Source organism: Rhodopseudomonas palustris (assembly GCF_003031265.1).
Taxonomy (GTDB): Bacteria; Pseudomonadota; Alphaproteobacteria; order Rhizobiales; family Xanthobacteraceae; genus Rhodopseudomonas; species Rhodopseudomonas palustris_H.
Genome location: NZ_CP019966.1, coordinates 2764966 through 2789685, shown reverse-complemented (window position 1 = coordinate 2789685; position 24720 = coordinate 2764966). Strand labels below are relative to the sequence as shown.

Genomic DNA, 24720 nt, shown 5'->3' with positions numbered 1-24720 from the left:
AATCCCCTCGCCGCCGTCAGAACGGAATCTCGTCATCGAGATCGTTGCGCTCGGCGCCATAGCTCTCTTCGCTGGCCGGGCGGCCGGCGCCGGAGGATTCCAGCATCGTCAGGCTGCCGCGGAAGGCGGCGAGCACGATCTCTGTGGTGTAGCGATCGGCGCCGGATTGATCGGTCCACTTGCGGGTTTTGATCTGGCCCTCGATGTAGACGTTCGCGCCTTTCTTCAGATACTGCTCGGCGATCTTGCACAGCCCTTCATTGAAGATCACGACGCGGTGCCATTCGGTCGCCTGCTTGCGCTCGCCGGTGTCCTTGTCGCGCCAGCTCTCGGAGGTGGCGATCCGCATCGTCACCACCGGCTTGCCGTCCTGCAGCCGCCGCACCTCGGGATCGGCGCCGAGCCGGCCGATCAGGATTACCTTGTTGACGCTGCCGCTCATCCCTGACGCTCCCGCGTGTTGCACAGTTCCTGGTAGGCATCGATCCGCACCAGCTCGAGCGCGCTGGCCGCGTGCATCCGCCACAGCGGTTTCTGCTCGTCTTGCGCGGCGAGCAGGCCTTCCAGCGTCACCACCATGCTCATCGCGCCGAAGCTGGTGCGCGGGCCATCGCACGGCCGCGCATCCGCCCGCCGCACCTCGGCGGCCACGCGCATCATCCGCTCGGTCCAGCGCGGATCGCGCTGCGCCGAAGGCCGCGTGATCACCTCTTCGGAAAGCACGATCAGTTCGTTCAGCGTGGCGGAAAACGGCCGCGTCGCGGTCATCAGCTGGCTCCGGCAATCAGTTGAGGAGCGTCGCGCTGATCGCGATGCGCCGAGCGCAGCAGCCGCTCATAGGCGAGGATCGCCAACGCGATGAATTCTTTGCGGTCGATGCCGACCAGCGGCACCAGCGCCAGCGCCTGCACATACGCACTGAGAAACGCCATCAGCGGCAGCGCCTGCACCTCGTCCGGCAGCTGCGCGACCATCGCCGTGATCGTGGCCACCTCGCCCGCCAGCGCCTGCTGATCGCGGGTGCGCAAGTAAGCCTGCCCGGCTGCGATCGCACGCGCGGCCACGAAGGAGAGTTGTTCGGCCGGCGAAAGGCGGGCGGCGGCGCCGTCAGGTCGCGACATCGCAGCCCCCGCGCACGAAGCGGATGAAGGTTTCGACTTGGGTGTCGAGCCAGGCCCCGATCAGCGCCGCACCGCTGCCGATGGCACCGAACGCCAGCAGCAACAACCCCACCGATGAGATCGGATGCAGCGCCACGAAGTCACACGCGCGATCCAGCGGGCTCATCGGGCGACCTCACCGCGCAGGAAGGCAGCGAGCTTCGCCTTGTCGTTGACGTAGTAACCAACGCCGCGCTCTCGCAGCACCAAAACGCCCGAAGGCAGCTGCCGTCGAAGCTCGGTCACATGGCTCTCCGCGTAGCCCTGCGACACCCCCTCGCCATTGCTGAGAACACAGCGGATCGACGAGTCGCTGACCGTCTGGCGCTTCAGCAGCAGCCCTGCGAGCAACAGCAGGCGTGCGCGGGTGGTGCCGGTGAACGGATTGAAAGGCGGGGCGGGCTCGGTCATTTCGCGCCGATCCGCTCTTCAAGCCGATCAATCCGCTCGATTTCGGCGACGATCAGCGCGCCAGCACGAACGAGATCGCGGCGCCGATCCTTCGGCTTCCACCATTCGTGCGACCAGGGCCACAAACTCGATAGAAGCGAGACGCCTTCGGTGGCATAAGGGTCAACCATCATTGACAGCCGTTGAGCCGGCAGCGCGTAGCAGGCCGCCGCAACGGCCAAGTCGCCGCCGCTACGATCGTCGTGCCGCGCGCCCCAGCCCTCGACATCAATCTGGCGTTTCCGCTCCGCCGCGATATCGTCCAGCGCCCGGCTCACGGCCGCACCCCTTTGAGCAGGTAGCGCTTGCCCCAGCGTCCAACACCGCTGCGCGGATAAGTTTCGCGTTTGCTGCCGCTGTGGCCTCGCCCGCCAGAGCGAGCGCCGTGAACCAGACGGAGCGCTTCAGGGCTGGCGACTGCAGCCGGCCGCAGCAGGAACGACAGAATGGCGCGGCCAACTCCGTACCGATCGAACGTCCTCATCCCGAACATCACACCCCTCCCCGGTCAGCACGGCCGCCCAAGCGCGGCCGGAACTGATTCAGCTCGCGCGCGGAAAAGCCGGGCCGCTCGCCGTAGGGGCAGGCCTCGGGGTCGAAGGCGGGGTCGGCGGCTTTGCGGCCGAGCGCGCGCGGCAGGCAGCGCTGCACCACCGCGATCATCAGCGCCGCGGCGACGATCAGCAGCGCCGCCCGGGCGATCAGGTCGAGGGTCTGGATCGCGGCGTCCATCACGACACCGCCTTTCGGCGCGCTTGCGTGACGTCATTGAGGCGATGGCGGGCGCCGGTCATGCTCGCGCCTCCCGGTTTCCGGGCAACCATCGCGGCGCGACGTGATGCGCCGCGCACCACTGGAGATACGCCCCATGGAGTTGAACCGCTCCGCAGACGGACTCGCCACCGAGCTGATCTTGGCCGGATGGAGCCTGACCATGATGGCCCAGGCCTTCGAGGATCTGGCGCTGGCCTTTGCCAAGGTCGATCCCGCCGCCGCCGACAAGGCGATCCACGCGATCGAGGTGCTGGCCGCCGACAGCCTGACCAAGTTCACCGATCACCCGCCCGAGGGGGTCGCTCTGCCGCGGCAGGCGCTGGTGCCGGTGGCGCAGAATTTCCGCCAGATGACGCAGGGCGCCCGCCAGGCGATCCGCGACGCGGCCAAGCCGCCGAACTGACAGCCAGGCCGTCACGACACCGCCTCCCCGTCAGCCGCAGCGGGAATTGGTTCGTGTTCGGAACCATTTCCCGGCGCCTCTGGGACAGCTGGTTCAGCCGGTAATCCGTGGAGCCCGACCAGATAATCCCGCTGACGCAATTCCTCGGCGATCACCGCCGAACTGAGCTTTGCGAGCGTCGAGGAGCGGACGTCACGAATTCGGCCGTCGCGGGCCTTTGCGTGGGCGGTTGAAGCCGGAAGGCCAGCCAGCCGCGCCACATCGTTCATCGTCAGGCGCACCGCAGCGGCGCGCTCCTTGATCTGTAGGATGTCTGTGATAGGGTGCGATTGCATAATTGCAATCTGAAATCTGATTCGTCGAACTCTCGCAAGCGCAATGTTGCAAGATGTAGTGGAAACCTTCCCGGTGCATACTCTCCGTAGCGCAATCGCTACGGATAGAACGCACTTGGCCAGGAAGTCCGACGAACAGATCGACGCACGCGTCGCCCGCATGCATCGCGATTACCTCCACAACGTGGTGGCAGAGACCAAGAAACAGCCCACCACCATCGCCAAGCTGCTGAATATTTCGCCGTCGACGCTGACGCGGATCTACAGGCCGAAGGACGGTCAGATCTCGAAGATGAGCGCCGGCACCCTGGCCCGGCTTGAGGAATTCTCCGGGCTGGCCGCGCCGAGCCTGGAGCCTGAGCCGCAAAAGCAGCCGTCCGAATTCCGCGAAGACGCGACGCGCTACGAAGCCGATGCGGGCGATCCGACGCTCGCCGCGATGATCGCCACCATCATTGGAAACAAGAAGAACATTGATCCGTGGGTGATCCGCAGCCGCAGCCTCGAATGCGCCGGCTTCATGCCCGGCGACGTGGTGCTGGTGGACCTATCGACCATGCCACGGGCCAGCGAGCCGGCATGCGCCCAGGTCTATAACTGGCGGGGCGGCACCGCCGAGACCGTGATGCGTATCCTGGAGCCGCCCTATCTGGTGGCCGCCACGTTCGATCCCGCCTTGCGCAAGCCGCTGTTGGTGGACGATGACCGCGTCATCGTCAAAGGCCTGATCCTGCCGCACCGCCTGCGCCCGCGCCCGAACTAACCCCCACCGAAGCTTCGCCATTTCACGCGGTGATTTGCCCCGGCCGCATCCGCGCGCGCCCACAATTGCTTTCACGTGAAACATCGACGCAAGTCTGATTGCGTCGATTGCAACATGGAATTGCATTAATCGAATTTTGCGCTATCGTTGCATCGTGCGCCGGACGATTTCGTCCGCGCCATCCGGGCGACGACGATGCAAGCCAGCCGTACAGCCAGCGATCAGGTTAGTTCAGGCGTTCGGCCGCTCAGACCGCAGCACCCGGTACGTGCGCCGGCGGCCCAGTGCGACGCCGAGGCCGAACAGCAGCACGCTGCCGATCAGCGACACACCCGCTTGGACCTGTTGAAATTCCGTTCTAGCCGCGATGTACGCCACGATCGCGCCGATCACCGTCAGCACCAGCAGCATCAGGCTGACGATGCCAACCCACGTCATGCGCACGTGCTCGATGATCACCGCGGCTTCCTGGCCGGCCTGCGCTTCCTGCCGGCGATAGGCCCATTCGCGGCGCGCCAAGACAATCGCTGGAACGACGACAAAGATGGCGAAGAACACCAACCCGGCGACGATGGACTCATTCTCCATTTCACCCCCCTGTGCTCAATCGAGCCCGCATTCTCTGGCGAGATCGGCGAAGGCTTTCGGCGCACCGAGCATCTGGAAAACCACCACCGCGCTGACACCGTCGGCGGTTTCGACCCGCATCGCCGTTTCCTTTCCCTCGCGCATCGCGCGGACAAGGCTGCGCGGCGCCGCAATTTGGATCAGTCGGCCACCGATGGCGACGCCGCTCAGCGCGACCACCTCGCCCTTATCGACCCTGAACTTGAACTCGAACCGATCGCCTTCGTTGATTGGCCGCGCGTAGTCGCCGAGCTCCATCATCGCCAGCGACAGCGTTTTGCCGATGCAACGGACGCCGAGCGCCGCACCGCCGGACGTCGTCAGCGCGATGTAGCTGCCGCCGTCGCCGAACCGATCTTCGCGCGCCTTGGTCACCCAGCTCCCGATTTGCCGTCCCGAGTAATCCGCCTGCGCCGCGCCGCTCAGCAGCAGCGCCGCCAGGGCGCTGAGAACGATTTCCCGTTTCATCGTCGCAACCTCGTGTCCTCAACCGGGAGTATCCTGCCATGCGCCTGAGTTCCGTTCCAGCCGCCGCGGCGGCGCCGTCCACCGCCGGCCGCGGCCCGCTCGCCGAGCGGCTGCTGCAGGGCCGGCTTGCCCGGCTCGGCTTCGCCGTCATCGCCGGCACCGATGTGGCGTATCTCGCCGACGCCGAGCGCCGGCTGATCATCCGCTTCGAGCGCACGCCCGCCGGCCGCATCGCCTATCGCGATACGCTGGCCAAAGCCCGCGCCGTCCGCGCCGCCCACGACCTCGGCATCGCCCTGCACCGCGCCACCCTGCTGGCCGGCCTGCAGCCGACCCGCTTGCACTGACGGGGGCGATGATGGTGCGCAAGATCGAGATCAACTTCGCCGAAGACGTCGAACTGACAGACGACATCGAGCAGCAGCTGCTGCAGATCGCCGGTGAGATCTGCAGGGCCTACGAGCTGGCGCATCCTGGCCGCGTGATGTGGCCGGCCGGCATCGGCGGCAAGATCACCTTCATGCCGCTCACGGCGGAAGACGAGCGCGAGCGCGGCATCGAGTTCGACGACGACACCTTCGAAATCGATTGTTACGCGCGCGAAGGCGACGAAACCGAACGCGCCCGCCACACCCCGCCGCCATGGCGTCCGCAGCATCCGAGCAAGCAGGCCGTCACCGCCGTCGCCCTGCAGATGCTGAAGCCGACCGTCACCAACGTGAGCTGGGGAGCGCGCTGATGTCGCAAGACCTGCTCGCCTTCCCGCCCTATCGCCCCAAGCTGCCGCCGCTCGACCGCGACGATCGCCACGCCGCAATGCTCGGATTCTGGTCCAGCAACCGCAATCTGACCACCGAGCAACGGCTGGAGTTGATCAAGCGTTTCGGCCTGATCGACGACACCAAGCCCTGGCCGTGGCCACGCGCCGCCAACGACGCCACGCTGGTGATCAGCGATCAGCAGCTCGACCGCGTCCTCGGCACCGTCGCCTGCGAAATGGAGCAAGGCTGATGGCCGAACCGATCGTCAAAGTCGGCATCAAGATGCCGGAGAGCTTCGCCCGCGCGCTGCGCGACTACGCGGAAACCAAGGGCGTCAGCATCAGCGCCATCTGCCGCGCCGGCGCCCGCCACCAGATGGCCACCGGCGGCCTCGGCGACGCCCTCCCCTCCCCCTTGCGGGGAGGGGTCGGGGGCCTGCCGCGGCGAAGCGGAGCGGAGCCGGGTGGGGCTGACACGCGCGAGGCCTCCGCATGACCCCGCTCCTCGCCTCCGCATCCGCCGATGGCGTCGCCGTCGTGATGTCGCCCGTCGTGCCGAAGAGCCACGACGATCCAAGCTACCGCAGCCAGCGCGCCCGCGAGATCGCTGCGTTATTCGCCCAGCGCCTCCGCCCGCCACCCCGCAGCGCGCCGGTGCTGGTGATCACGGAGCAGAGCCATGGCGCTTGAGATCATCGTCAGCCTCAACGGCCGACCGATTGCGACCGCCTGCGCCGTCAACATCAGCGATCTCGCCAAGCTGTCGGACTACAAAGTCACGGCGTTTGAAACCGCGAGCGCCTTCACGCCCGCGGCGAGCAACACGTTCAAAATCGAAGCGCACAACCACGAGCAATCGTGCTGGGCGCTGGTCGAGAAAATCGCCTCACGAGCGAAGGTTAATCCAGGAGAGAGCAGCATGAGCCAAACATCCATCAAGCCTGAATTTGCTCGCGCCAACGGACCAAACTGCGTTGGATGCATCGAAGAGAAAGCAGACGTCATGCTGACGTTTGGGTTCGGCACCAACTTCACCGACGTGTTTCTTGATCGACGCCTCGCGGCATCATTCCACGAAGAACTCGGCCGGGTTCTGAGCTCAATCCCAATTTCATCCGCACCTGACCGCTCCAGCGAACAAAATGGGTGATCGAAAATGATTTCTCACCTGGAGCCGGGCGGCGATGAGGACTACGTCGACCGCTGCATCGCTTGCGACATCCCCCTCAAAGAGGGCGACGACGTCTACAACGACGTAAGCGGCGGCATCATCCATGCGGAGTGCTGCGGGCCGGACCGCGAGTGCTACGTGAACCTCGATGACGGCAGCCCGATCGGCCCGGACGAACCAATCCCGCAGCCGTGGAAGTGGTCTCCGCTTCCTGCTTCTCAGCAAGATCCCAAATGACCACCCTCATCGCCCTCGCCGCCTTCGGCCTCTTCGTCGCAGCCATCCTGCACGAAGCCCGCGCGCTGGAGCGGGCGGATGCGGACGAGCCGCAGGAGCCGTCGCGCCCATGAGATCGATCTCGCCGCGATCGTTTTCCGGCCTGCAGCCGCGGGGCCTTCGCCTCGAAGCAGCGGCCGAATATGTCGGCGTCGGCAAGACCAAATTCCTCGAATGGGTCGAGGATGGCCGGATGCCGGCCGGCAGGCTCGTGGATGGCTGCCGGTTGTGGGACCGGCTGCGACTTGACGAAGCCTTCGAGGCGTTGATGGATGACGGCAGCGCCACCCCCAGGCCCGGCACGCGCGCCCCGCGCACCGACTGGAGCAACGTGGTGTGACCGAGGCCGTCATGCCCCCGCTGGATTGCCGCTACCTCTACAAGGACACCGATCGCCACGGCAACGACCGGTATTATTTTCGCAAGCGCGGCCAGCCGAAGATCCGCATCCGCGCCGAGCCCGGCACCGCCGAGTTTCACCAGCAGTTCGCCGCCGCCCTGGCCGGCCAGCCGCTGCCCGGCAGCCCTGCCCCGGCGCGGCCACCGGCGCCGCGCGTGGTGGTCAATTCCCTGCGCTGGCTGGTCGAGGAATATTATCGCCGCAGCCAGGAGTTCCGCGCCTATGACGAGTCGACGCAGAAGGTGCGCCGCGCCATCCTTCGCCTCTTGTGCGACGAGCCGATGCGCGAGGGCAGCCCGGACCTGATCGGCGAGATGCACTGCGAGCTGCCCGAAGAGGTCGTCATCAAGCTGCGCGATCGCAAGGCGCTGACCTCTGTCGATTCCGCCAACATGCGGGTGAAGGCGCTGCGCCAGCTCTACAAATGGGCCGTAAAGGTACAACCCAAGCCGCTGGTCACGCGCAACACCGCCAAGGCGGTCGAGCTGCTGGAGCGGATCGAGACCGGAGGCCATCACACCTGGACGATCGAGGAAATCCAGCAGTTCAAGCGGCGCCACCCGATCGGCACCAAGGCGTATCTGGCGCTCAATCTGTTCCTGCTCACCGGCCAGCGGCTGTCGGACGTGGCGCGGCTCGGCAAGCAGCACATCCGCCGGCCGGAGCATGTCAGCGAAGAGATGCGCCGCGCCCATCCCGGGCGATGGCTGGCCTTCCGCCAGCAGAAGAACCGCCGGCGCAGTCCGGTCGATCTGGTGATCCCGATCCTGCCAGAGCTCGAGGAGGTGCTGGCGGCGTCGACCTGCGGGGATCTCAATTTCCTCGAGACCGAGTTCGGCCAGCCCTACACGACCAAGGGGCTCGGCAATTGGTTCGGGGACAGGTGCGTCGAGGCCGGCGTGCCCGGGCGCGCCCACGGCCTCCGCAAGGCCGGCGCCACCATCGCGGCCGAGCGCGGCGCCACGCCGCACCAGCTCATGGCCATCTTCGGCTGGAAGACGCTGCAGCAGGCCGAGCTATACACGAAAAAGGCCAACCAACAGCGCATCGCCGGCAGCGCGATGAACCTGGTCTGGTTCGGCCAGACCGTGAACGAAGGAGGAAAGCCGAAAAAGGCCAAAAGACGCGGGCCACCGGCGCAAATGTGACCCACTTTTCTCACAGCCGAAAATAAACGTGACCCACCGGCAAGCTAAGTCATTGAAGTTACTTTCTAATACAGCACCGGTTCCAGTCCGCTAGGGAGCGCCATCATTCCTCTTCAGCGCTGCAAGAATCCCAGCCAGTCGGTCACCGGCGAGCAATCCCCATGATGCGTGCGGGTCTGGGCTGACCTCATAGTAATCAGTCTGGCCGCAGCTGGCGCATTCGTAGATTCGCAGTTCGATCGATCGCACCGGGGACACCCGGGCGAGCCCCGTGCGAGCACCGCATCTGCTGCAGTGGGGCCGTTTGTCTTTGCACATGCCGCCTCCTAACGGAGACTGATTGCTTGTGGTGCGAACGCCGCGACCACAATTTTAAATTGAATATTTTCTTTATACTCCCTTTTTGGATGCCCAGCGAATCCAATGTGCGGATTCGGCCGGCGACCGCGCTGGACATGGTTGCGCAAGTGTTTGCCGGCGGGTGAATTGGACGCGAACCAGAGGCACGCGCAATTGAGACTTCCCGCCCGATGCTCATGATCGGCGGGTGGTGGATATTCTCAGTCTGAAGTCCTGTGCGCTTGAAGTCAGGCGAACACGAACAGCGTGATCGCAAGCGCCAACGCGACTAGATGCAAAACGGCTGGGACCATCGGTCGTCTCCCGCCAAAGTCGTCGCAATCGAACGCTACAATTAACTGATTCCCGACGCCGTTTCGATTCGCCGGCACCCCCGCGGACCAACACGCCGAATACCGTTGAACTATTAACGCCGAGGTGCGTTGCGCGGGGTAGGTTCCTGAATGGGAACCATTAAAGGAGAAGTCCCATGTCTCTGCCAGATGACAGCCTTCGCCCCCAAGACGTCGAGCGCCTGCAAGCGCGCGTCGAGGCGGCCATTCGCGATCACTGGAAGGCCTATCTGTTCGAAGGCATTCTGCTACTGATCATCGGCTTTGCGGCGATCCTGCTGCCGCTGCTCGCCAGCATCACCTTCACCATCATGCTCGGCTGGCTGTTCTTCATCGCCGGTGTGGCCGGCGTCGGGTTTTCGATCTGGGCGCGCAAGGGCCCCGGCTTCTGGTGGTCGCTGCTGTCGGCCGCATTGGCGCTGGTCGCCGGGCTGGTGCTGATCGCGATGCCGCTGCAAGGCACGCTGACCCTGACCTTCATCGTCGGCGTCTATTTCCTCGCCGAAGGTGTCGCGACCATCATGTACGCCTTCCAGCATCGCGGACGGATGTCGGAGCGCTGGGGCTGGATGCTCGCCGCCGGTATCGCCGACATCCTGGTGGCGTTCATCATCATCTCGGGCTGGCCGGGCACCGTCTGGGCGATCGGCCTGCTGATCGGAATCAATCTGGTGTTCGGCGGCACCTCGCTGATCGCGATGGCGCTCGCCGCCCGTAAGAGCACCTAGTTGTGCGACGTCTGCCGCGGTTCGCGTCAGCAGCCGCGGCAGATGCTCTTGATCTTGCGGTCGAGCGCGGCATCCGCCGGATCGATCTGATCGATGGTCCGCTCCGGCGGCGTGTCGTTGCGGCGCGGCTGCAGATGCCCGATCGGCGCTTGCCGGAGCCCTGCCCCACCATCGGACACGCCCGGCGACATCGTCGAGCCGGCCGAACCGCCTGTGCCGCTGCCGGATTGCGCCAATACCGCGCTGCCGCTCAGGGTCAGGATCGCGGCGGCGATCATCACAGATTTCATCGGAGCTCTCCTTCCATCCACGCTCCCGCCGCGAGGCTGGGCGCCGATCGCGCCAACATCACGGCAGTCTGCATCGGCCAATGGTCCGCCCAACCCCAGCACCAACGCATCATTCCCGGCCCAGTTGCCGGACTGCACCAGCGACAGAGTACCGCCGCTCATTCCGACCGCGGCGGATACAGATGTACCTCGCCGCAATAGTCGGCGACACGATAGCGCGAATCCGGCTCGGTTCCATCGGCGTCCGACAAATAATTGGGGCCAACCGGCGCCTTACCGTAGCCGCCGGGAATGTCGAGCACGTACTCCGGCTGGCAAAGTCCAGACACATTACCGCGCAATGCGCGCATCAAGGCCTGGCCCTCGGCGAGCGTGGTGCGCAGATGCGCGGTGCCCGGCGCCAGATCGCCATGGTGCAGGTAGTACGGCTTGATCCGGCACTCGACGAAAGCGCGCATCAAGGCTTCGAGTGTCGCGGCGTTGTCGTTCACGCCCCGCAGCAGCACCGACTGGCTCACCATCGGAATTCCAGCGTCGACGATCCGCGCGCACGCCCCGCGTGCCGCCTCGGTCAACTCGCGCGGGTGATTGGCGTGCAGCGCGAGCCATGTGGTCTTGCCCGGCACGCGCAAGGCCCGCACCAGATCGGGCGTGATCCGCGCCGGATCTGCGACGGGAAGACGGGTGTGAAAGCGGATGATCTTGACGTGCTCGATCGCGGCGAGTTCGGCCATGATCTCGCCGAGCCGCCGCGGCGACAGCATCAGCGGGTCGCCGCCGGTGAAGATCACTTCCCAGATCTCGTTGTGCGCGCGGATGTAGTCGAGTGCGGCAGCGGTCGCCTCGCGCGACAGCGCGTTGTCCTTGCCGGGACCGACCATCTCGCGGCGAAAGCAGAACCGGCAATACACCGCGCAGACATGCACCGGCTTGAACAGCACGCGGTCGCGATGCCGATGCACGATGCCTTCGACCGGCGCATGCGCGGCGTCGCCGATCGGATCGTCGCGTTCAAAAGCGAGCGAGGACAATTCCTCGGCGCGCGGGATGTACTGCCGCGCGATCGGATCGTCGGCATCGTCGCGATCGATCAGCGCCGCGACCGCCGGCGTCACCGCGATGGCATAGCGCGACGCGACCTCGCTCAGCATCGCGCGGTCGTCCGCAGCGGCGAGCCCCTCGGCGATCAGTTCGTCGGGTTGACGCAGCGTCGCCGCTGCCGGCGTGTTCAATCGGGTGACTTTGGTCATACGCCCTCGCCTGCCGGCGGCGTCCACACCACCTGATCGATCGTGGTTGCGCCGGCCGCCAACATCACCAGGCGGTCGAAGCCGAGCGCGACGCCGCTGGCCTCCGGCATTTCGCCGACCGCCGCGAGAAAGGCCTCGTCGAGCGGATAGCGCTCGCCGTAGCGCCGCTCTTTCTCGTCCATCGCGGCGATGAAGCGCGCACGCTGCTCGGCCGCATTGGTGAGTTCGCCGAACCCGTTGGCGAGTTCGACGCCGCAGGCATACAGCTCGAACCGTTCGGCGACCCGCGGATCGTCCGGCTTGGTCCGCGCCAGCGCCGCTTCAGGCGCCGGGTATTCGCTCAGCACCGTCAGCCGTCCATCGCCGAGCCGCGGCTCGACATGCTCGACCAGCACCTTGCTGAAGATGTCGGACCAAGTGTCGTCATCGGCGATCCGCACGCGCGCAGCGGCCGCGTTTGCCAGCGCCGTGCGATCCCCCTCACCTCTGGAGATCGTGGCAAGCAGATCAATGCCGGCAAAACGGGCGAACGCATCGGCCACCGTCAGCCGCTCCGCCTCGGCGCGCGGATCGGCACGCCGGCCCCTGAACGAAAACGTTGCGATGCCGGTGGCCTCGGCCGCGACGCGGACCAGCGCGACGCAGTCGTCGATCACCTGCTGGTACGGCGCCTCGGCGCGATACCACTCCAGCATGGTGAACTCCGGCAGATGCACGCGGCCCCGCTCACGGTCGCGAAACACCCGGGCGAGTTCGAAGATTCGCGTCTCGCCGGCCGCCAGCAGCTTCTTGCAGGCGAACTCCGGCGAGGTCCGCAGGTATCGGGAGCGCCGCTCGCCGTCCGGCCCCAAAAGTTCAGTGCGCGGGGCGTGCAGATGGGTCTCGTTGCCGGGCGAAATCTGCAGGATCGCGGTCTCGACCTCGGTAAAGCCCGCCGCCTCGAACCAGGTGCGCACGGCCCGGGTCACCGCCCCCCGCGCGCGCAAAAACGGCTGACGGTCCAGATACCTATCCCTGTTCCACCAGGGCGACGGTTGGCTTGTCGCCTCCATCTCAAGTCGCCCCCATCCGGCCGCGCAAAACACTGGCATCAGCGCCACAAATCAGTATGTTGCGCCCCGAAACCGTTTCGGCCTCGGGATACCAACGCCCGGATCGGGCCCGGACCTGAACGACAGGAAACATTCCTTTGAGAGTCATCGCCAGTTCTATTCGCAAGGGCAACGTCCTCGAGCAAGATGGGAAGCTTTACGTCGTCCTGTCTGCCGAAAACATCCATCCCGGCAAGGGCACGCCCGTCAGCCAGATCGAAATGCGCCGAATCAGCGACGGCGTGAAGATCTCGGAGCGCTACAAGACCACCGACCAGGTCGAGAAGGTCACCATCGAAGAGCGCAATTACACCTTCCTGTATGAAGATGGCGAAGGCTTCCACTTCATGGAGCCGGAGTCCTACGATCAGGTCCAGGTCGCCAAGGACGTCGTCGGCTCGGCTGCGCCTTACCTGCAGGAAGGCATGGTGGTGAAGCTGTCGATGCACGACACCACCGCGGTTGCGATCACCCTGCCCCAGCGCGCCACGCTCGAAGTCGTCGAGACCGAGCCGGTGACCAAGGGCCAGACCGCGTCGTCGTCCTACAAGCCGGCGGTGCTGTCGAACGGCGTCCGCACCCAGGTCCCGCCGCACATCGGCACCGGCACCCGCATCGTGGTGCTGACCGAAGACGGCTCCTACGTCGAGCGCGCCAAGGACTAATTGCAATCAGCCCTGCTGACTGCCGCAAAGCCCGCCGCAACCCGGCGGGCTTTTTCGTTGGCGTTGTTCAAGGACGCGGCGGCGGGTGTTTCGGCGCGAATACGCTGACCGCGTTGCGCAGCAGCTCGAACCGGGCCGGCGTAAACGTCACCAGTTCGCCGTCGGCATTCACCGGCCGCGGCTTGCGGGTGCGGATTTCGAACGACGTGCCGCGCGCAGCGCGCACCTCGCGCCACAACACGTGGCGGCCCTTGCGGAAATCGTAGGCCACCGCCAGCAGCTTCCACACCTGCGCGAACTCCAGCGAATACAGATCGAACTGGCCGTCGTCGATTTCAGCGGTTTGCTCCACCGCCATGCCGCCGCCGTAGTAACGACCGTTGCCGACCGCGACCTGCATGGTCTTCACCCGCACCTGCTCATCGCCCGACACGATCACCGCATGAAACGGTCGCGCCTTGCTGAGCACCTTCGCGGCGGTGAGCGCGTAGCTGAGGCGGCCGAACCTGCGCTTGCTCTCGCCGCTCAGTTCGCGCGCCAGATCGGCGCTCAGCCCGACGCTGGCGACGTTGAAGAACTTGTGCCCGTTGACGTCACCGAGGTCGATGGTCTTGCGATGTCCCGCCGCAATCACATCGGCGGCGGCTTCCATATCGAGCGGCAGACCGAGCGTCCTCGCCAGATCGTTGGCGGTCCCCGCCGGAATGATGCCGAGCGGCAACCCGGTCGTCACCAGTGCCGGCGCAGCCGCGTTCAGCGTGCCGTCGCCGCCGGCGATTACAACGCCTGCGGCGCCTTCGGCATGAGCTTCGATCCACGGGGCGACCTCGTGGCGACTGGAAGGTGCCGAGACCACCAGGTCGAAACCCGCGGTGCTGAGTTTGGAGCCGGCCAGACCGACGGCTTGGCTGCCGGAGCGGCTGCCGCGGTTGATCACCATCAGCAGCCGTCGCGTCGGCGCCGCCTGGGCAACGGCGCTGCCAAGGTCGGAGCCGTCGCTGGGCGCAGCCTCCTCAAGGTCCGGCCCGATGTCGGATTCGCGGTCCACTCAACTCCCCATTGTCGGCTGTATCGCGCTTCGAATGCCTGAGGCTGCGGAAGGCAGGTCGGTGTCACCAGTTGGGCGCAGAGCGCGGCGGTACAAGGGCACAGGCGGAGACATCGTGTCGCTGCCGCCTGTTGGAACAATCGGCCGCCCGCTTGCGCAGCTGCTATCGAGGCGCAGCGGCTTTGGGGACGACCTCAATGCCGCTACACTGCCGGCCATGGTCGATCACGATTCCCCCACCTCCCTCACCCGTCGCCACCTGCTCCAGGCGGCCGTCGGCGCCGCCGTGATGCTGCCTGCCGCAGCTGCGGCCGCAGCGCCGGCCGGCTTCGATGAATGGCGCGACGCGTTCCGGGCCAAGGCGCTGGCCAAGGGCATCTCGCCGCGCACCTGGGATCGGGTGATGGGGTCGCTCGAACCCGACATGAGCGTGTTCAAGAACTTCCAGAAGCAGCCCGAATTCAACGAGCAGCTCTGGCAGTACATCAACCGGCGGGTGTCGGATTGGCGGATCACCGCCGGCCGCGAGGCGCTGCGCAAGAACGAAGCGTTGTTCGCGCGGATCGAGCGCGATTTCGGCGTCGAGCGCGGCACGCTGCTGGCGCTATGGGGCGTCGAGAGCGCCTATGGCGATCCGCTGGTACAGCAGAATCATATGCGGCCGGTGTTTCCGTCGCTCGCCGCGCTGGCGTGGCGCGAGCCGCGGCGGCGAACGTATTGGGAAACCGAGCTGATCAACGCGCTGCGGATCGTCGACAAGGGCTGGTCGACACCGGAAGAAATGCGCGGCTCCTGGGCCGGCGCGATGGGCCACAGCCAATGGATGCCGGAGGTGTGGCTGAACGTCGGCATCGACTATGACGGCGACGGACGAGTGTCGCCGTTCGGCCGGCCCGACGACGCGCTCGGCTCGACCGCGAAGTATCTGGTCCGGCGCGGCAACTATCGTCGCGGCGAGCATTGGGGCTACGAGGTCGAGGGCCCCGGCGGCGCAGGCAGCGGTCGCCGCAGCTATTTGGAATGGTCGCGTTCCGGCGTCACTCGCGCCGATGGCCAGCCATTTCCCAATTCCTCGGCCAGCGCGACGATGTGGGTGCCGGTCGACGGCGGCCCGAAATTCCTGATCGGGCCGAACTTCTACGCGGTGAAGAGCTACAACCCGTCGATGAACTACGCGCTGGCGATCTGCCACCTCGGAGATCGCATTCTCGGCGGCAGCCCGTTCATCCATCCCTTCCCCGGATCGGAGCGCGCGCTGACGCTCGCCGAGGTGCAGGAGATGCAGACCCGGCTGACCCGCGCCGGCTTCGACACCGGCGGCACCGACGGCCGGGTCGGCAACGACACCATGAAGGCAATCCGCGACTTTCAGCTCAAGACCGGCCTATCGCCCGCCGACGGCTATGGCGGGCTCAAGGTGCTGGCACGACTGCGGCAGGGTGGATAGAGGCCGCAGGCTTTTCAATGATTCAACATCACTGGACGTGGCACCGGATCAAGGCGCTGGCGCACGAGGAGTGGCGCGAGCTCGTCACCTTCAATCCCAGCGACCGGCCGTGGCAGATGCCTTTCTCGGCCGCACTCGCCGCCGGAGTGCCGATGTTGATCGGCGCCTACTTCGATCATCTCGACTACGGCCTGATCTCGTCGCTCGGCGGCATGGCGTTTCTGTATCTGCCGCGAACCCCGCTGCACCACCGCATGGTGTCGATGATGGCGGCCGGCTTCGGCTATGCCGCCTGCTACACGCTCGGGCTGGTGGTGCATCTGCTGCCGTGGCTGCTGGTGCCGGCGATCACCTTCACGGCGATCGTTGTCACCATGCTGTGCCGGTTCTATCGGGTGGGACCACCGGGCAGCATGTTCTTCGTGATGGCCGCGGCGATCGCCGCCTATACGCCCAGCGACCTGATGCAGCTGCCGCTGAAGGCGGGGCTGTTCGTGCTCGGCAGCCTGCTCGCGACCCTGATCGCGATGATCTACTCGATCGTCGTGCTGCGGATCCGCGATCCGCTGCCGGTGCCGCCGCTGGCGACCGACGATTTCGAGCACGTCGTGCTCGACTCCGTGGTGATCGGCATCTTCGTCGGTTTGGCGTTGGCGCTGGCCCAGGCGCTGCAGCTCGAGCGGCCGTATTGGGTGCCGGTGAGCTGCCTCGCCGTCATTCAGGGCCTGTCGGTGCGTGCGATCTGGAATCGGCATCTGCACCGCCTGCTCGGCACCGCGATCGGCCTCGGCCTCGCCGCGGTGCTACTGGCGCTGCCGCTCGAGAAATGGAGCATCGCGTTTGCGGTGATCGCACTGAGCTTCGTGATCGAGACGGCGGTGATCCGGCACTACGGCTTCGCGGTGATCTTCATCACCCCGCTGACCATCTTCCTCGCCGACGCCGCGACGCTGGGCCAGGAGCCGGCGCACCAGATCATCGAGGCGAGGTTTATCGATACCGTGGTCGGCTGCGTGGTCGGCCTGCTCGGCGGGGTCTGCCTGCACCATCCGGGCTTCCGCCACGTGACGGCCCGCTTGATCCGCCGGCTGATCCCGGCCTATCTGATCCCAGCCAAACACGACCGGGGCGATTGACCGAAAGTCAGGGTTTTGCCCCGGCCGAGCCGTGGAATAATACCCTTCCTCCGTTTCTTCAGGATGTATCGCCGGATTTGAGCCATGACCGACGTGCGCCCTCAGGCCGAGACCTTCCAAGCTCCACTGGACGAAATCGTCTGGAACACCACCTTCCGCCGCGGCTTCGCCGAAGCCCGCTCAGGCCGTACCCCGCGCTATGACGACGAGGTGATGTTCCAGGACGGCCTCGCCTGGGTCTATGAATGGGGCCGCCAGTTCGCCATCCTCGCCCCGCCCGACCTGCCCCTGGTGCTGCCCGAAGAAGGCGCACTGAATCCCAAAGCGGTCGAGCTGTTCCGGGAAATGATCATCCAGGGCGAGATTTGTACTTAGCTTCCGGCGTCCCGCTCATTGAACGCAACTCACGTCATGGCCGGGCTCGACCCGGCCATCCATCACTCTTGAAAGATGGATCGCCGGATCAAGTCCGGCGATGACGACCGTTTCGCGAGCGCGGCTCGCGCTGCTCACCTGATCATCGTCGGCCCGGCATCCGGGACCGCGACGTCGATGACGCGCAGCTGCACGCGTTCAGCGCCTTGCCAGCGGTCGACGCTCAGGCAGCCGGCGACGTGGAGCATCTGACCGCGGTTCTCGGTGAGCGCGTTGCCGAGCTTCTGCCCGACGCTGCGGAATGCGATGCCGTTGACGAACGCGCCGTCGCCGGCCTTGAAGCGCAGCCGCAGATGCGCCTGGCCGACCTCGTCGGCATAGACGAGCTGATGCGCCGGCAGCGCCACGATCGGCTCCGGATTACCAGCGCCGAACGGCCCTGCCCGGTTCAGCGTTGCTGCCAGTTCAGTCGTCACGCCGCGCGCCGACACCGCGCCGTCGACATACAGTTCGTTGACGTGGCGCGACTTGGCGACGTCATCCGCCAGCGTCGTTTCCAGCCAGGCCCGGAATTCGGCGAGCCGCTCTTTGCGCAGCGTCACGCCGGCCGCCATGGCGTGGCCGCCGCCCTTGAGCAAAAGTCCATCGTGCACCGCCTGGCGCACCGCCTTGCCGAGATCGACGCCGGAGATCGAGCGACCCGAGCCGGTGCCGATGCCGCCGGGCTCGAGCGCGATCGCAAACGATGGCCGTCCGAATTTCTCTTTCAGCCGCGACGCGACCAGGCCGACCACGCCAGGGTGCCAGCCTTCGGACGCAGTGACGATCACCGCGCCCTTGTCCTCGAGCCCGAGCGACGCCATCGCCTCGGCCTCGGCCTGTGCTTCGGCCCTCTGTTCGATCTCGCGCCGCTCGCTGTTGAGGCGATCGAGTTCGGCGGCAATGCGGGCGGCTTCGGAGACGTCGGATTCGAGCAGCAGCCGGACGCCGAGATCGGCGCGGCCGATACGCCCGCCGGCATTGATCCGCGGCCCCAGCATGAAGCCGAGATGCCACGCCTCCGGCGGACCGTTCAGCCGCGACACGTCCATCAGCGCGGTGTGGCCGACGTGATCGCGGCGGCGCATCGCGATCAGTCCCTTGGCGACGAAAGCACGGTTGAGCCCGACCAGCGGCGCGACGTCCGCCACGGTGCCGAGAGCGACGTGGTGCAGCATGTCGAGCAGGTTCGGCTCCGGCCGCTCGGTGGTCCAGAACCCGCGATGCCGCAGCTCGCGATTGACCGCGACCAGCGTCATCAGCACCAGGCCGACCGCAGCAAGATGGCCGAGCCCCGACAGATCGTCCGGCCGGTTCGGATTGATCAGCGCTTCGACCTCGGGCAGTTCGTCGCCGCATTGGTGATGATCGATCACCACCACGCTCATCCCGAGCCGCCGCGCTTCCGCCAGCGGCTCCATGCTGGTGGTGCCGCAGTCCACGGTGATCAGCAGCGTCGCGCCTTTGCCGGCGAGCATACGGATCGCGTCGATATTCGGGCCGTAGCCTTCGAAGATGCGATCCGGAATGTGGATCAAAGGATCGAGCCCGCAATGGCGCAGATGCCAGGCGAGCAACGCCGACGAGGTCGCGCCGTCGACATCGTAGTCGCCGAAGATCGCGACCTTCTCGCCGCGCGAGGCAGCGTCGGCGATCCGCTTGGCGCCGGCTTCCATCTGGGTCAGCGACGCCGGATCGGGCATCAGCTTGCGGATCGTCGGATCGAGAAAGTCCTCGACCTGATCGATCTCCACGCCCCGCCCGGCCAGCACCCGCGCCAACATCTCGGGCAATTGATAGCGCTGCACCATTGCCTGCGCCTTCGCAGTGGCGCGCGCGTCGAGCCGGTCGCGCCACGCCTTGCCGGTGGCAGAGCGGGTCACGCCGAGAAACGCCGGCACGGTTTCGGCCGGCAAAACTGAGATGGGAGGCGTCATGGTCCGCGCAGATAAGCACGAAGCGCCGACAGCGCAAACCGCCAGGACGGCGGTCGGAGCACCCCACTGCCCGTCATTGCGAGCGAAGCGAGAGGTTTGACCTTCGCGCGGGTCAGCACCCAAGCCGATCGGCGACACCGGCCAGATCGTCGGCCACGATGGTCCAGTCGCCGGTGGCATCGAAGTCGATCGTCTGCAGCGGGCCGTACTCGGTCGGGCGCGGGATGAACGCTGTCTGCAAGCCCAGCGCTTGCGCGGCCTGAAGATCATAATTGTGCGCGGCGACCAGCATCACTTCGCCCGGCTGCAGATTGAGCAGCTTCGCGGCACCGAGATAATTCTCCCGATCCGGCTTGTAGTGGCGGAAGATGTCACTGCCGAGAACCAGATCCCACGGCAGGCCGGCGCTCTTCGCCATCCGGGTCAACAGCCCGACATTGCCGTTCGACAGCGGAGCCAGAATGTACTTGGTCTTCAGCCGCTCCAGCGCTGCGACCACGCCCGGCCACGGCTTCAACCGATGCCAGCCAGTGACGATGTAGTTGAGATCGTCCTCGGTCAGTCCCTTGATGCCGAATTCGCCGACAAGCCGCTCCAGCGATTGCCGATGCAGTTCGTCGAGGGTGAGGAATTCGGCTTGCGGATTGTTGCGGACCGCATCCATCGACGGCACGTAGGCCTGCCGCCATGCATCGATCAATCCGGTCCAGTCGCCTTCGAGGCCACGCCCAGCCGCGTAGGCCGAGAGATCGTCGATCAGGCTGCTGCGCCAGTCGACCACGGTGCCGAACACGTCGAACAGCAGGGCTTTGACGTCTGTCGCATCGGACACCGGCATGGCGTTCGTCCCTTGTTGTTCTTCGTCATTGCGAGCGCAGCGAAGCAATCCAGAGTCACACATGCAGACTGGATTGCTTCGTCGCTTCGCTCCTCGCAATGACGTTGTTAGGCTGGCTACAGTATCTTCCGATACTGCATGAAGCCGGAATCCTCGGCAATGCGGTCGTAGAGCAGACGTGCGGTGGCGTTGCCGGTTTGGGTCAGCCAATGCACGCGGCTACAGCCGTCCGCTTTGGCGCGCGCGTACACGGCTTCGATCAGCTTGCGGCCGAGGCCGAGCCCGCGGGCGCTGTCGGCGACGAACAGGTCTTGCAGATAGCAGTAATTGCCGACCGTCCAGCACGACCGGTGATAGATGAACTGCACGATCCCGGTGAGCTTGCCGTCGACATAGGCGCCGAGCAGATGAATCGGCTCGGCGGGATCGTGAAACCGCGCCCAGGTGACGTCGGAGACCTCGGGCGCCAGTGTCGCCTTGTAGAACGCGAGGTAACCGGCCCACAGCGGCTCCCAGGCGGCCCGCTCGTCGGGGCCGACGGGACGAATCTCGACGGCCATCCGACGATCTCCTCAACTCAATCCAGGTGGAACTTTTCGAGCTGGCGGTGGTCCGCCTTGATGTAGCGCACCGTGCCGGTGACCGACCGCATCACCACGGTCTCGGTCTGGATCACGCCCTTGCGGAACTTGACGCCCGAGAGCAGCGAACCATCGGTGACGCCGGTCGCGGCGAACAGGCAGTCGCCCTTCACCATGTCCTCGATCTGGTACACGAAGTTCGGATCTTCGATGCCCATCGACTCGGCGCGGTTGCGCTTGGAGTGAGTGTCGAGCAGCAGCCGGCACTGCATCTGGCCGCCGATGCAGCGCAGCGCCGCCGCGGCCAGCACGCCTTCCGGCGCGCCGCCGGTGCCCATGTAGATGTCGACGCCGGTGTTGTCCGGGTCGGCGCAGTGGATCACGCCGGCAACGTCGCCGTCGGTGATCAGCTGGACGCCGGCGCCGGTGGCGCGGATCTTGGCGATCAGCTCGGCGTGGCGCGGACGATCGAGCACCAGCACGGTGATGCCGTGAGTCGGTACACCCTTGGCCTGCGCCAAGCGAAGGATGTTGTCTTCCGGCGGCGCATCGATGTCGATCAGGTTCTTCTCGTAGCCCGGACCGATCGCGATCTTCTGCATGTAGACGTCGGGCGCGTGCAGTAGCGTGCCGCCTTCAGCCATCGCCATGGTGGCGATCGAGCCCGGCATGTTCTTGGCGCACAGCGTGGTGCCTTCGAGCGGGTCGACCGCGATATCGACCTTCGGACCGGCATTGATGCCGGCACCGACCTTCTCACCGATGAACAGCATCGGCGCTTCGTCGCGCTCGCCCTCGCCGATCACGATGGTGCCTTCGATCGGCATCTTGTTGAGCTCGCGGCGCATCGCATCGACCGCGGCCTGGTCCGCGCCCTTCTCGTTGCCGTGGCCGCGCAGCCGCGCCGCAGACACCGCGGCGCGCTCGGTCACACGCACGATCTCCAGGGTCAGGATGCGTTCCAGCAGCAATTGCGGCGGAACGGAAATGGTGGTCGACATCGGCCCAGCTCCTCAAAACAGCGCCCCCGCGCTTGTGGCGGGGGCTGTACAAATGGTCGAACTCAGTTCTTCTCGATCCGGATCACCTGTGGCCGGCCGCTGATCACCTTGTCGCGCTGCACGGCTTGCAGCGCGCGGCGCACCGCGTCTTCAGCGGTGGCGTAAGTAATCAGGATCACCGGCACCGGGACCGACGATTTGGCAGCCTTGCCGTTGGCATCGACGCTGCGGTGCGGATGCCGCTGCACGATGGACTCGATCGAGATGTCCTGCTCGGCAAGCCGCTTGGCGATGGTCGCGGCGGTGCCGGCGTGATCGCGCGCCAACAGCCGCAAGTAATAGCCGCCCTCGTGGCGCTGCATCGGCGCCTTCGCGGTGGCCTTCAGCCCCGATACCGGCCGGCCGAACGGCACCGCGCGGATGCCGCGGGCGACATCGGCGATATCCGCCACCACCGCGGAGGCAGTCGCGGCGGCACCAGCGCCGGCGCCGACCAGGGTGATCGGCGGAATGCCGTCGCCGTCGATCGAGACGGCATTGGTCACGCCCATCACCTGGGCGATCGACGAGGTCTTCGGCACCATGGTCGGATGCACGCGCTGCTCGATGCCCTTGGCGGTGCGAACCGCGACGCCGAGCAGCTTGACGCGATAGCCGAGATCATCGGCCGCGCGGAGATCTTCCGGCGTGATCGAGCGGATGCCTTCGACATAAACCGAGCTCTCCGACACCTTGGTGCCGAATGCGAGGCTGGCCAGGATCGCCAGCTTCTGCGCGGTGTCGTGGCCGTCGATATCGAAAGTCGGATCGGCTTCGGCGTAGCCGAGCCGCTGGGCGTCGGCGAGGCAGTCGTCGAACGACAGCCCCTCCTGCTCCATCCGGGTCAGGATGTAGTTACAGGTGCCGTTGAGGATGCCGTAGATCCGGTCGATGTCGGTGCCGGCGAGGCCCTCGCGCAGCGTCTTGATCACCGGGATCGCGGCGCCGACGGCGGCCTCGTAGTTCAGCGCCGCATTATGCTTCTCGGCCAGCGACGCGAGCTTGAGGCCGTGCTTGGCGATCAGCGCCTTGTTGGCGGTGACCACTGCCTTGCCGGCAGCCAGCGCCGCCTCGATCGCCGGACCGGCGGGATCGCCGGCATCGCCGATCAGTTCGACGAAGCAATCGACCTCGGGATCGGTGGCGATCGCCAGCGGGCTCTTGGCCCATTTGATGCCGGACAGATCAAGCCCGCGCTTCTTCGCCTTGGAGCGCGCGGTGACCGCGACCACCCGCACGGGGCGGCCGCAGCGAGCGGACAAGGTCCGCTCCTGCCGTTCGATGACGCGGACGACTTCGGCACCCACGGTGCCGAGACCCGCAATACCCACTCTGAGTGGCGCGACCATGACGCGCTGACCTGCTGCCGGAACCGGCGTTTCTTGGGGAAGAACCCGGAGGCCGGCGGGCGGCCCCCAATGACGGGCCTATCGCTGAGCAGCGAGAGGCACGACGTTGTGCAACGTTTCGACGCCGCTTTCAAGGAAGCGCCGGACGCCGCGCGCCGCCTGGCGGATGCGCTGCTCGTTTTCCACCATCGCGATGCGGACGAAGCCCTCGCCGTGCTCGCCGAAGCCGACGCCGGGCGACACCACGACACCGCACTTCTCCACCATCAGGGTGGCGAACTGCATCGAGCCGATCTCGCGGAAGGCCGGCGGCAGCGGCGCCCAGGCGAACATCGACGCCGAGGGCGGCGGGATGTCCCAGCCGGCGCGGCCGAAGCTCTCGACCAGGATGTCGCGGCGCTTCTTGTAGGTCTCGCGCATCTCCTTGATGCAGTCGTCCGGACCATTCAGCGCGGCGGTGGCGGCGACCTGGACCGGGGTGAAGGCGCCGTAATCGAGATACGACTTCACGCGGGCCAGCGCGGCGATGATGCGCTCGTTGCCGACCGCGAAGCCCATCCGCCAGCCGGCCATCGAGAACGTCTTCGACATCGAGGTGAACTCGACGGTGACGTCCATCGCGCCCGGCACCTGCAGCACCGACGGCGGCGGATTGTTGTCGTCGAAATACACTTCGGCGTAGGCCAGATCCGACAGGATCATGATCTCGTGCTTCTTCGCGAACGCCACCAGATCCTTGTAGAAGTCGAGGCTGGCCACATAGGCGGTCGGGTTCGACGGATAGCAGGCGATCAGCGCGATCGGCTTGGGGATCGAATGGATGATCGCCCGCTCGGCCGCGGCGAAGAAATCCGGGGTCGGCTCGGACGGCACCGAGCGGATCACGCCGCCGGCCATCAGGAAGCCGAAGGCGTGGATCGGATAGCTCGGGTTCGGGCACAGCACGACGTCGCCGGGGGCGGTGATCGCCTGGGCGACGTTGGCGAAGCCTTCCTTGGAGCCGAGGGTCGCGACCACCTGGGTGTCGGGGTTCAGCTTCACGCCGAATCGGCGGTCGTAATAAGCGGCCTGAGCCCTGCGGAGACCGGTGATACCGCGGGAGGCGGAATAGCGGTCGGTGCGCGGCTTGCCGAGAGTGTCCTTCAGCTTTTCCAGGACGTGCGGCGGAGCCGGCAGGTCCGGATTGCCCATCCCGAGATCGATGATGTCGGCTCCGGCGTTGCGCGCGGCGGCCTTGGCCCGGTTGACCTGCTCGAACACGTAGGGCGGCAAGCGGCGGATGCGGTAGAATTCTTCCATGGTCCTCGACTCCGGGTAACGGTGGGATCGTTACCGCGTTCTTGATCGGAGGGGAATCCGATAAACGTGCAGCAACGCCCTGATTCGATCGAATTTGCGGCTGTTTGCGACAAGGCTGACATGCAGCCCGCTCGCGATCGTCACCTGCCCCGGCGGCGGGTCGTCGATGGCGGCGTCGCT

The 24720-nt window shown here is 66.1% G+C and carries 36 protein-coding genes; 16 read left to right on the top strand and 20 right to left on the bottom strand.

What is annotated here, in order from left to right; translation table 11 throughout:
- Positions 1–16: 16 nt before the first annotated feature.
- From ssb to RPPS3_RS12870, 7 genes are all read right to left on the bottom strand, one after another.
- On the bottom strand, positions 17–442 hold the full coding sequence (gene ssb, locus RPPS3_RS12900; RefSeq protein ID WP_107344462.1) for a single-stranded DNA-binding protein: 426 nt from the start codon (positions 440–442) through the stop codon (positions 17–19).
- A complete protein-coding gene (locus RPPS3_RS12895) occupies positions 439–768 on the bottom strand; it encodes a hypothetical protein (RefSeq protein WP_107344461.1) in 330 nt (109 codons plus the stop codon). The genes ssb and RPPS3_RS12895 overlap by 4 nt, the downstream gene beginning before the upstream one ends.
- Positions 768–1121 carry a hypothetical protein gene (locus RPPS3_RS12890; RefSeq protein ID WP_107344460.1) on the bottom strand — a complete coding sequence of 118 codons (354 nt, stop codon included), beginning with the start codon at positions 1119–1121 and terminating at the stop codon, positions 768–770. The genes RPPS3_RS12895 and RPPS3_RS12890 overlap by 1 nt, the downstream gene beginning before the upstream one ends.
- The gene (locus RPPS3_RS12885) at positions 1108–1287 is read right to left on the bottom strand and encodes a hypothetical protein (protein WP_107344459.1); all 180 of its coding nucleotides are present in this window, start codon (positions 1285–1287) and stop codon (positions 1108–1110) included. Before RPPS3_RS12885 ends, RPPS3_RS12890 begins: the two co-directional genes overlap by 14 nt.
- Entirely contained in the window at positions 1284–1571 is a 288-nt protein-coding gene (locus tag RPPS3_RS12880; RefSeq protein WP_107344458.1) for a hypothetical protein, read from the bottom strand. The genes RPPS3_RS12885 and RPPS3_RS12880 overlap by 4 nt, the downstream gene beginning before the upstream one ends.
- A complete protein-coding gene (locus RPPS3_RS12875; protein WP_107344457.1) occupies positions 1568–1888 on the bottom strand; it encodes a hypothetical protein in 321 nt (106 codons plus the stop codon). Before RPPS3_RS12875 ends, RPPS3_RS12880 begins: the two co-directional genes overlap by 4 nt.
- A gap of 214 nt (positions 1889–2102) precedes the next feature.
- Complete coding sequence (locus RPPS3_RS12870) at positions 2103–2342, bottom strand: hypothetical protein (RefSeq protein ID WP_107344456.1); 240 nt, start codon at positions 2340–2342, stop codon at positions 2103–2105.
- 136 nt (positions 2343–2478) lie between these two features.
- On the opposite strand from RPPS3_RS12870, the gene RPPS3_RS12865 reads away from it, so the two are divergent.
- Complete coding sequence (locus RPPS3_RS12865) at positions 2479–2787, top strand: hypothetical protein (RefSeq protein ID WP_107344455.1); 309 nt, start codon at positions 2479–2481, stop codon at positions 2785–2787.
- Between the two features lie 11 nt (positions 2788–2798).
- Here RPPS3_RS12865 and RPPS3_RS12860 read toward each other — a convergent pair whose 3' ends face one another.
- Entirely contained in the window at positions 2799–3122 is a 324-nt protein-coding gene (locus tag RPPS3_RS12860) for a hypothetical protein (protein WP_107344454.1), read from the bottom strand.
- Between the two features lie 115 nt (positions 3123–3237).
- Between RPPS3_RS12860 and RPPS3_RS12855 the strand changes: the two genes are divergently transcribed.
- Positions 3238–3885, top strand: coding sequence for a hypothetical protein (locus tag RPPS3_RS12855; protein ID WP_107344453.1), 648 nt, complete (start codon positions 3238–3240; stop codon positions 3883–3885).
- Positions 3886–4116: 231 nt separating this feature from the next.
- Here RPPS3_RS12855 and RPPS3_RS12850 read toward each other — a convergent pair whose 3' ends face one another.
- Positions 4117–4473, bottom strand: coding sequence for a hypothetical protein (locus RPPS3_RS12850; RefSeq protein ID WP_107344452.1), 357 nt, complete (start codon positions 4471–4473; stop codon positions 4117–4119).
- Between the two features lie 15 nt (positions 4474–4488).
- A complete protein-coding gene (locus RPPS3_RS12845; RefSeq protein WP_107344451.1) occupies positions 4489–4980 on the bottom strand; it encodes a hypothetical protein in 492 nt (163 codons plus the stop codon).
- A gap of 38 nt (positions 4981–5018) precedes the next feature.
- Between RPPS3_RS12845 and RPPS3_RS12840 the strand changes: the two genes are divergently transcribed.
- The 10 genes from RPPS3_RS12840 to RPPS3_RS12790 all read left to right on the top strand — a co-directional run bounded on the left by RPPS3_RS12840 (position 5019) and on the right by RPPS3_RS12790 (position 10155).
- Positions 5019–5327 carry a hypothetical protein gene (locus tag RPPS3_RS12840; RefSeq protein ID WP_107344450.1) on the top strand — a complete coding sequence of 103 codons (309 nt, stop codon included), beginning with the start codon at positions 5019–5021 and terminating at the stop codon, positions 5325–5327.
- Positions 5328–5338: 11 nt separating this feature from the next.
- Positions 5339–5719 carry a hypothetical protein gene (locus tag RPPS3_RS12835; protein WP_159060672.1) on the top strand — a complete coding sequence of 127 codons (381 nt, stop codon included), beginning with the start codon at positions 5339–5341 and terminating at the stop codon, positions 5717–5719.
- Complete coding sequence (locus tag RPPS3_RS12830; protein WP_107344448.1) at positions 5719–5991, top strand: hypothetical protein; 273 nt, start codon at positions 5719–5721, stop codon at positions 5989–5991. Before RPPS3_RS12835 ends, RPPS3_RS12830 begins: the two co-directional genes overlap by 1 nt.
- Positions 5991–6236 (top strand): hypothetical protein, encoded by a 246-nt coding sequence (locus RPPS3_RS12825; RefSeq protein ID WP_107344447.1) that lies wholly within the window; start codon positions 5991–5993, stop codon positions 6234–6236. Before RPPS3_RS12830 ends, RPPS3_RS12825 begins: the two co-directional genes overlap by 1 nt.
- Positions 6233–6430: a hypothetical protein gene (locus RPPS3_RS12820; protein WP_107344446.1), complete on the top strand. Its 198-nt coding sequence runs from the start codon at positions 6233–6235 to the stop codon at positions 6428–6430. The genes RPPS3_RS12825 and RPPS3_RS12820 overlap by 4 nt, the downstream gene beginning before the upstream one ends.
- Positions 6420–6890, top strand: a complete 471-nt coding sequence (locus tag RPPS3_RS12815; protein ID WP_107344445.1) for a hypothetical protein — start codon at positions 6420–6422, stop codon at positions 6888–6890. The genes RPPS3_RS12820 and RPPS3_RS12815 overlap by 11 nt, the downstream gene beginning before the upstream one ends.
- Before the next feature lie 6 nt (positions 6891–6896).
- The gene (locus RPPS3_RS12810; protein ID WP_107344444.1) at positions 6897–7148 is read left to right on the top strand and encodes a hypothetical protein; all 252 of its coding nucleotides are present in this window, start codon (positions 6897–6899) and stop codon (positions 7146–7148) included.
- A 109-nt stretch (positions 7149–7257) separates the two neighbouring features.
- The gene (locus RPPS3_RS12805; protein WP_107344443.1) at positions 7258–7527 is read left to right on the top strand and encodes a hypothetical protein; all 270 of its coding nucleotides are present in this window, start codon (positions 7258–7260) and stop codon (positions 7525–7527) included.
- Positions 7524–8735 (top strand): tyrosine-type recombinase/integrase, encoded by a 1212-nt coding sequence (locus tag RPPS3_RS12800; protein WP_107344442.1) that lies wholly within the window; start codon positions 7524–7526, stop codon positions 8733–8735. The genes RPPS3_RS12805 and RPPS3_RS12800 overlap by 4 nt, the downstream gene beginning before the upstream one ends.
- An 829-nt stretch (positions 8736–9564) precedes the next feature.
- On the top strand, positions 9565–10155 hold the full coding sequence (locus tag RPPS3_RS12790; protein ID WP_107344440.1) for an HdeD family acid-resistance protein: 591 nt from the start codon (positions 9565–9567) through the stop codon (positions 10153–10155).
- A gap of 26 nt (positions 10156–10181) precedes the next feature.
- On the opposite strand, the gene RPPS3_RS12785 is transcribed toward RPPS3_RS12790, so the two are convergent.
- The 3 genes from RPPS3_RS12785 to epmA all read right to left on the bottom strand — a co-directional run bounded on the left by RPPS3_RS12785 (position 10182) and on the right by epmA (position 12747).
- Positions 10182–10445 carry a hypothetical protein gene (locus RPPS3_RS12785; RefSeq protein WP_107344439.1) on the bottom strand — a complete coding sequence of 88 codons (264 nt, stop codon included), beginning with the start codon at positions 10443–10445 and terminating at the stop codon, positions 10182–10184.
- A 158-nt stretch (positions 10446–10603) separates the two neighbouring features.
- Entirely contained in the window at positions 10604–11695 is a 1092-nt protein-coding gene (locus RPPS3_RS12780; RefSeq protein ID WP_107344438.1) for a lysine-2,3-aminomutase-like protein, read from the bottom strand.
- A complete protein-coding gene (gene epmA, locus RPPS3_RS12775) occupies positions 11692–12747 on the bottom strand; it encodes an EF-P lysine aminoacylase EpmA (protein WP_107344437.1) in 1056 nt (351 codons plus the stop codon). The genes RPPS3_RS12780 and epmA overlap by 4 nt, the downstream gene beginning before the upstream one ends.
- A 137-nt stretch (positions 12748–12884) precedes the next feature.
- On the opposite strand from epmA, the gene efp reads away from it, so the two are divergent.
- Entirely contained in the window at positions 12885–13451 is a 567-nt protein-coding gene (gene efp, locus RPPS3_RS12770; RefSeq protein WP_107344436.1) for an elongation factor P, read from the top strand.
- Positions 13452–13518: 67 nt separating this feature from the next.
- Here the strand turns inward: efp and RPPS3_RS12765 are convergent, their stop codons facing one another.
- Entirely contained in the window at positions 13519–14499 is a 981-nt protein-coding gene (locus RPPS3_RS12765; RefSeq protein ID WP_107344435.1) for a lipid kinase, read from the bottom strand.
- A gap of 217 nt (positions 14500–14716) precedes the next feature.
- On the opposite strand from RPPS3_RS12765, the gene RPPS3_RS12760 reads away from it, so the two are divergent.
- From RPPS3_RS12760 to RPPS3_RS12750, 3 genes are all read left to right on the top strand, one after another.
- Positions 14717–15946: a lytic murein transglycosylase gene (locus RPPS3_RS12760; RefSeq protein ID WP_107344434.1), complete on the top strand. Its 1230-nt coding sequence runs from the start codon at positions 14717–14719 to the stop codon at positions 15944–15946.
- A 17-nt stretch (positions 15947–15963) separates the two neighbouring features.
- Positions 15964–17082: an FUSC family protein gene (locus RPPS3_RS12755; protein ID WP_107344433.1), complete on the top strand. Its 1119-nt coding sequence runs from the start codon at positions 15964–15966 to the stop codon at positions 17080–17082.
- Positions 17083–17166: 84 nt separating this feature from the next.
- Positions 17167–17457 (top strand): hypothetical protein, encoded by a 291-nt coding sequence (locus tag RPPS3_RS12750; protein WP_011158059.1) that lies wholly within the window; start codon positions 17167–17169, stop codon positions 17455–17457.
- A 134-nt stretch (positions 17458–17591) separates the two neighbouring features.
- Here RPPS3_RS12750 and recJ read toward each other — a convergent pair whose 3' ends face one another.
- From recJ to RPPS3_RS12720, 6 genes are all read right to left on the bottom strand, one after another.
- Positions 17592–19433, bottom strand: coding sequence for a single-stranded-DNA-specific exonuclease RecJ (gene recJ / locus RPPS3_RS12745; RefSeq protein ID WP_107344432.1), 1842 nt, complete (start codon positions 19431–19433; stop codon positions 17592–17594).
- Positions 19434–19545: 112 nt separating this feature from the next.
- Positions 19546–20271, bottom strand: a complete 726-nt coding sequence (locus tag RPPS3_RS12740) for a haloacid dehalogenase type II (protein ID WP_107344431.1) — start codon at positions 20269–20271, stop codon at positions 19546–19548.
- 116 nt (positions 20272–20387) lie between these two features.
- Entirely contained in the window at positions 20388–20831 is a 444-nt protein-coding gene (locus tag RPPS3_RS12735; protein WP_107344430.1) for a GNAT family N-acetyltransferase, read from the bottom strand.
- 17 nt (positions 20832–20848) lie between these two features.
- Positions 20849–21853, bottom strand: coding sequence for a class II fructose-bisphosphatase (glpX, locus tag RPPS3_RS12730; RefSeq protein WP_107344429.1), 1005 nt, complete (start codon positions 21851–21853; stop codon positions 20849–20851).
- 62 nt (positions 21854–21915) lie between these two features.
- Positions 21916–23241, bottom strand: coding sequence for a homoserine dehydrogenase (locus RPPS3_RS12725; protein ID WP_107344428.1), 1326 nt, complete (start codon positions 23239–23241; stop codon positions 21916–21918).
- A 78-nt stretch (positions 23242–23319) separates the two neighbouring features.
- Positions 23320–24540 carry an LL-diaminopimelate aminotransferase gene (locus RPPS3_RS12720; protein ID WP_107344427.1) on the bottom strand — a complete coding sequence of 407 codons (1221 nt, stop codon included), beginning with the start codon at positions 24538–24540 and terminating at the stop codon, positions 23320–23322.
- Between the last annotated feature and the right edge of the window lie 180 nt (positions 24541–24720).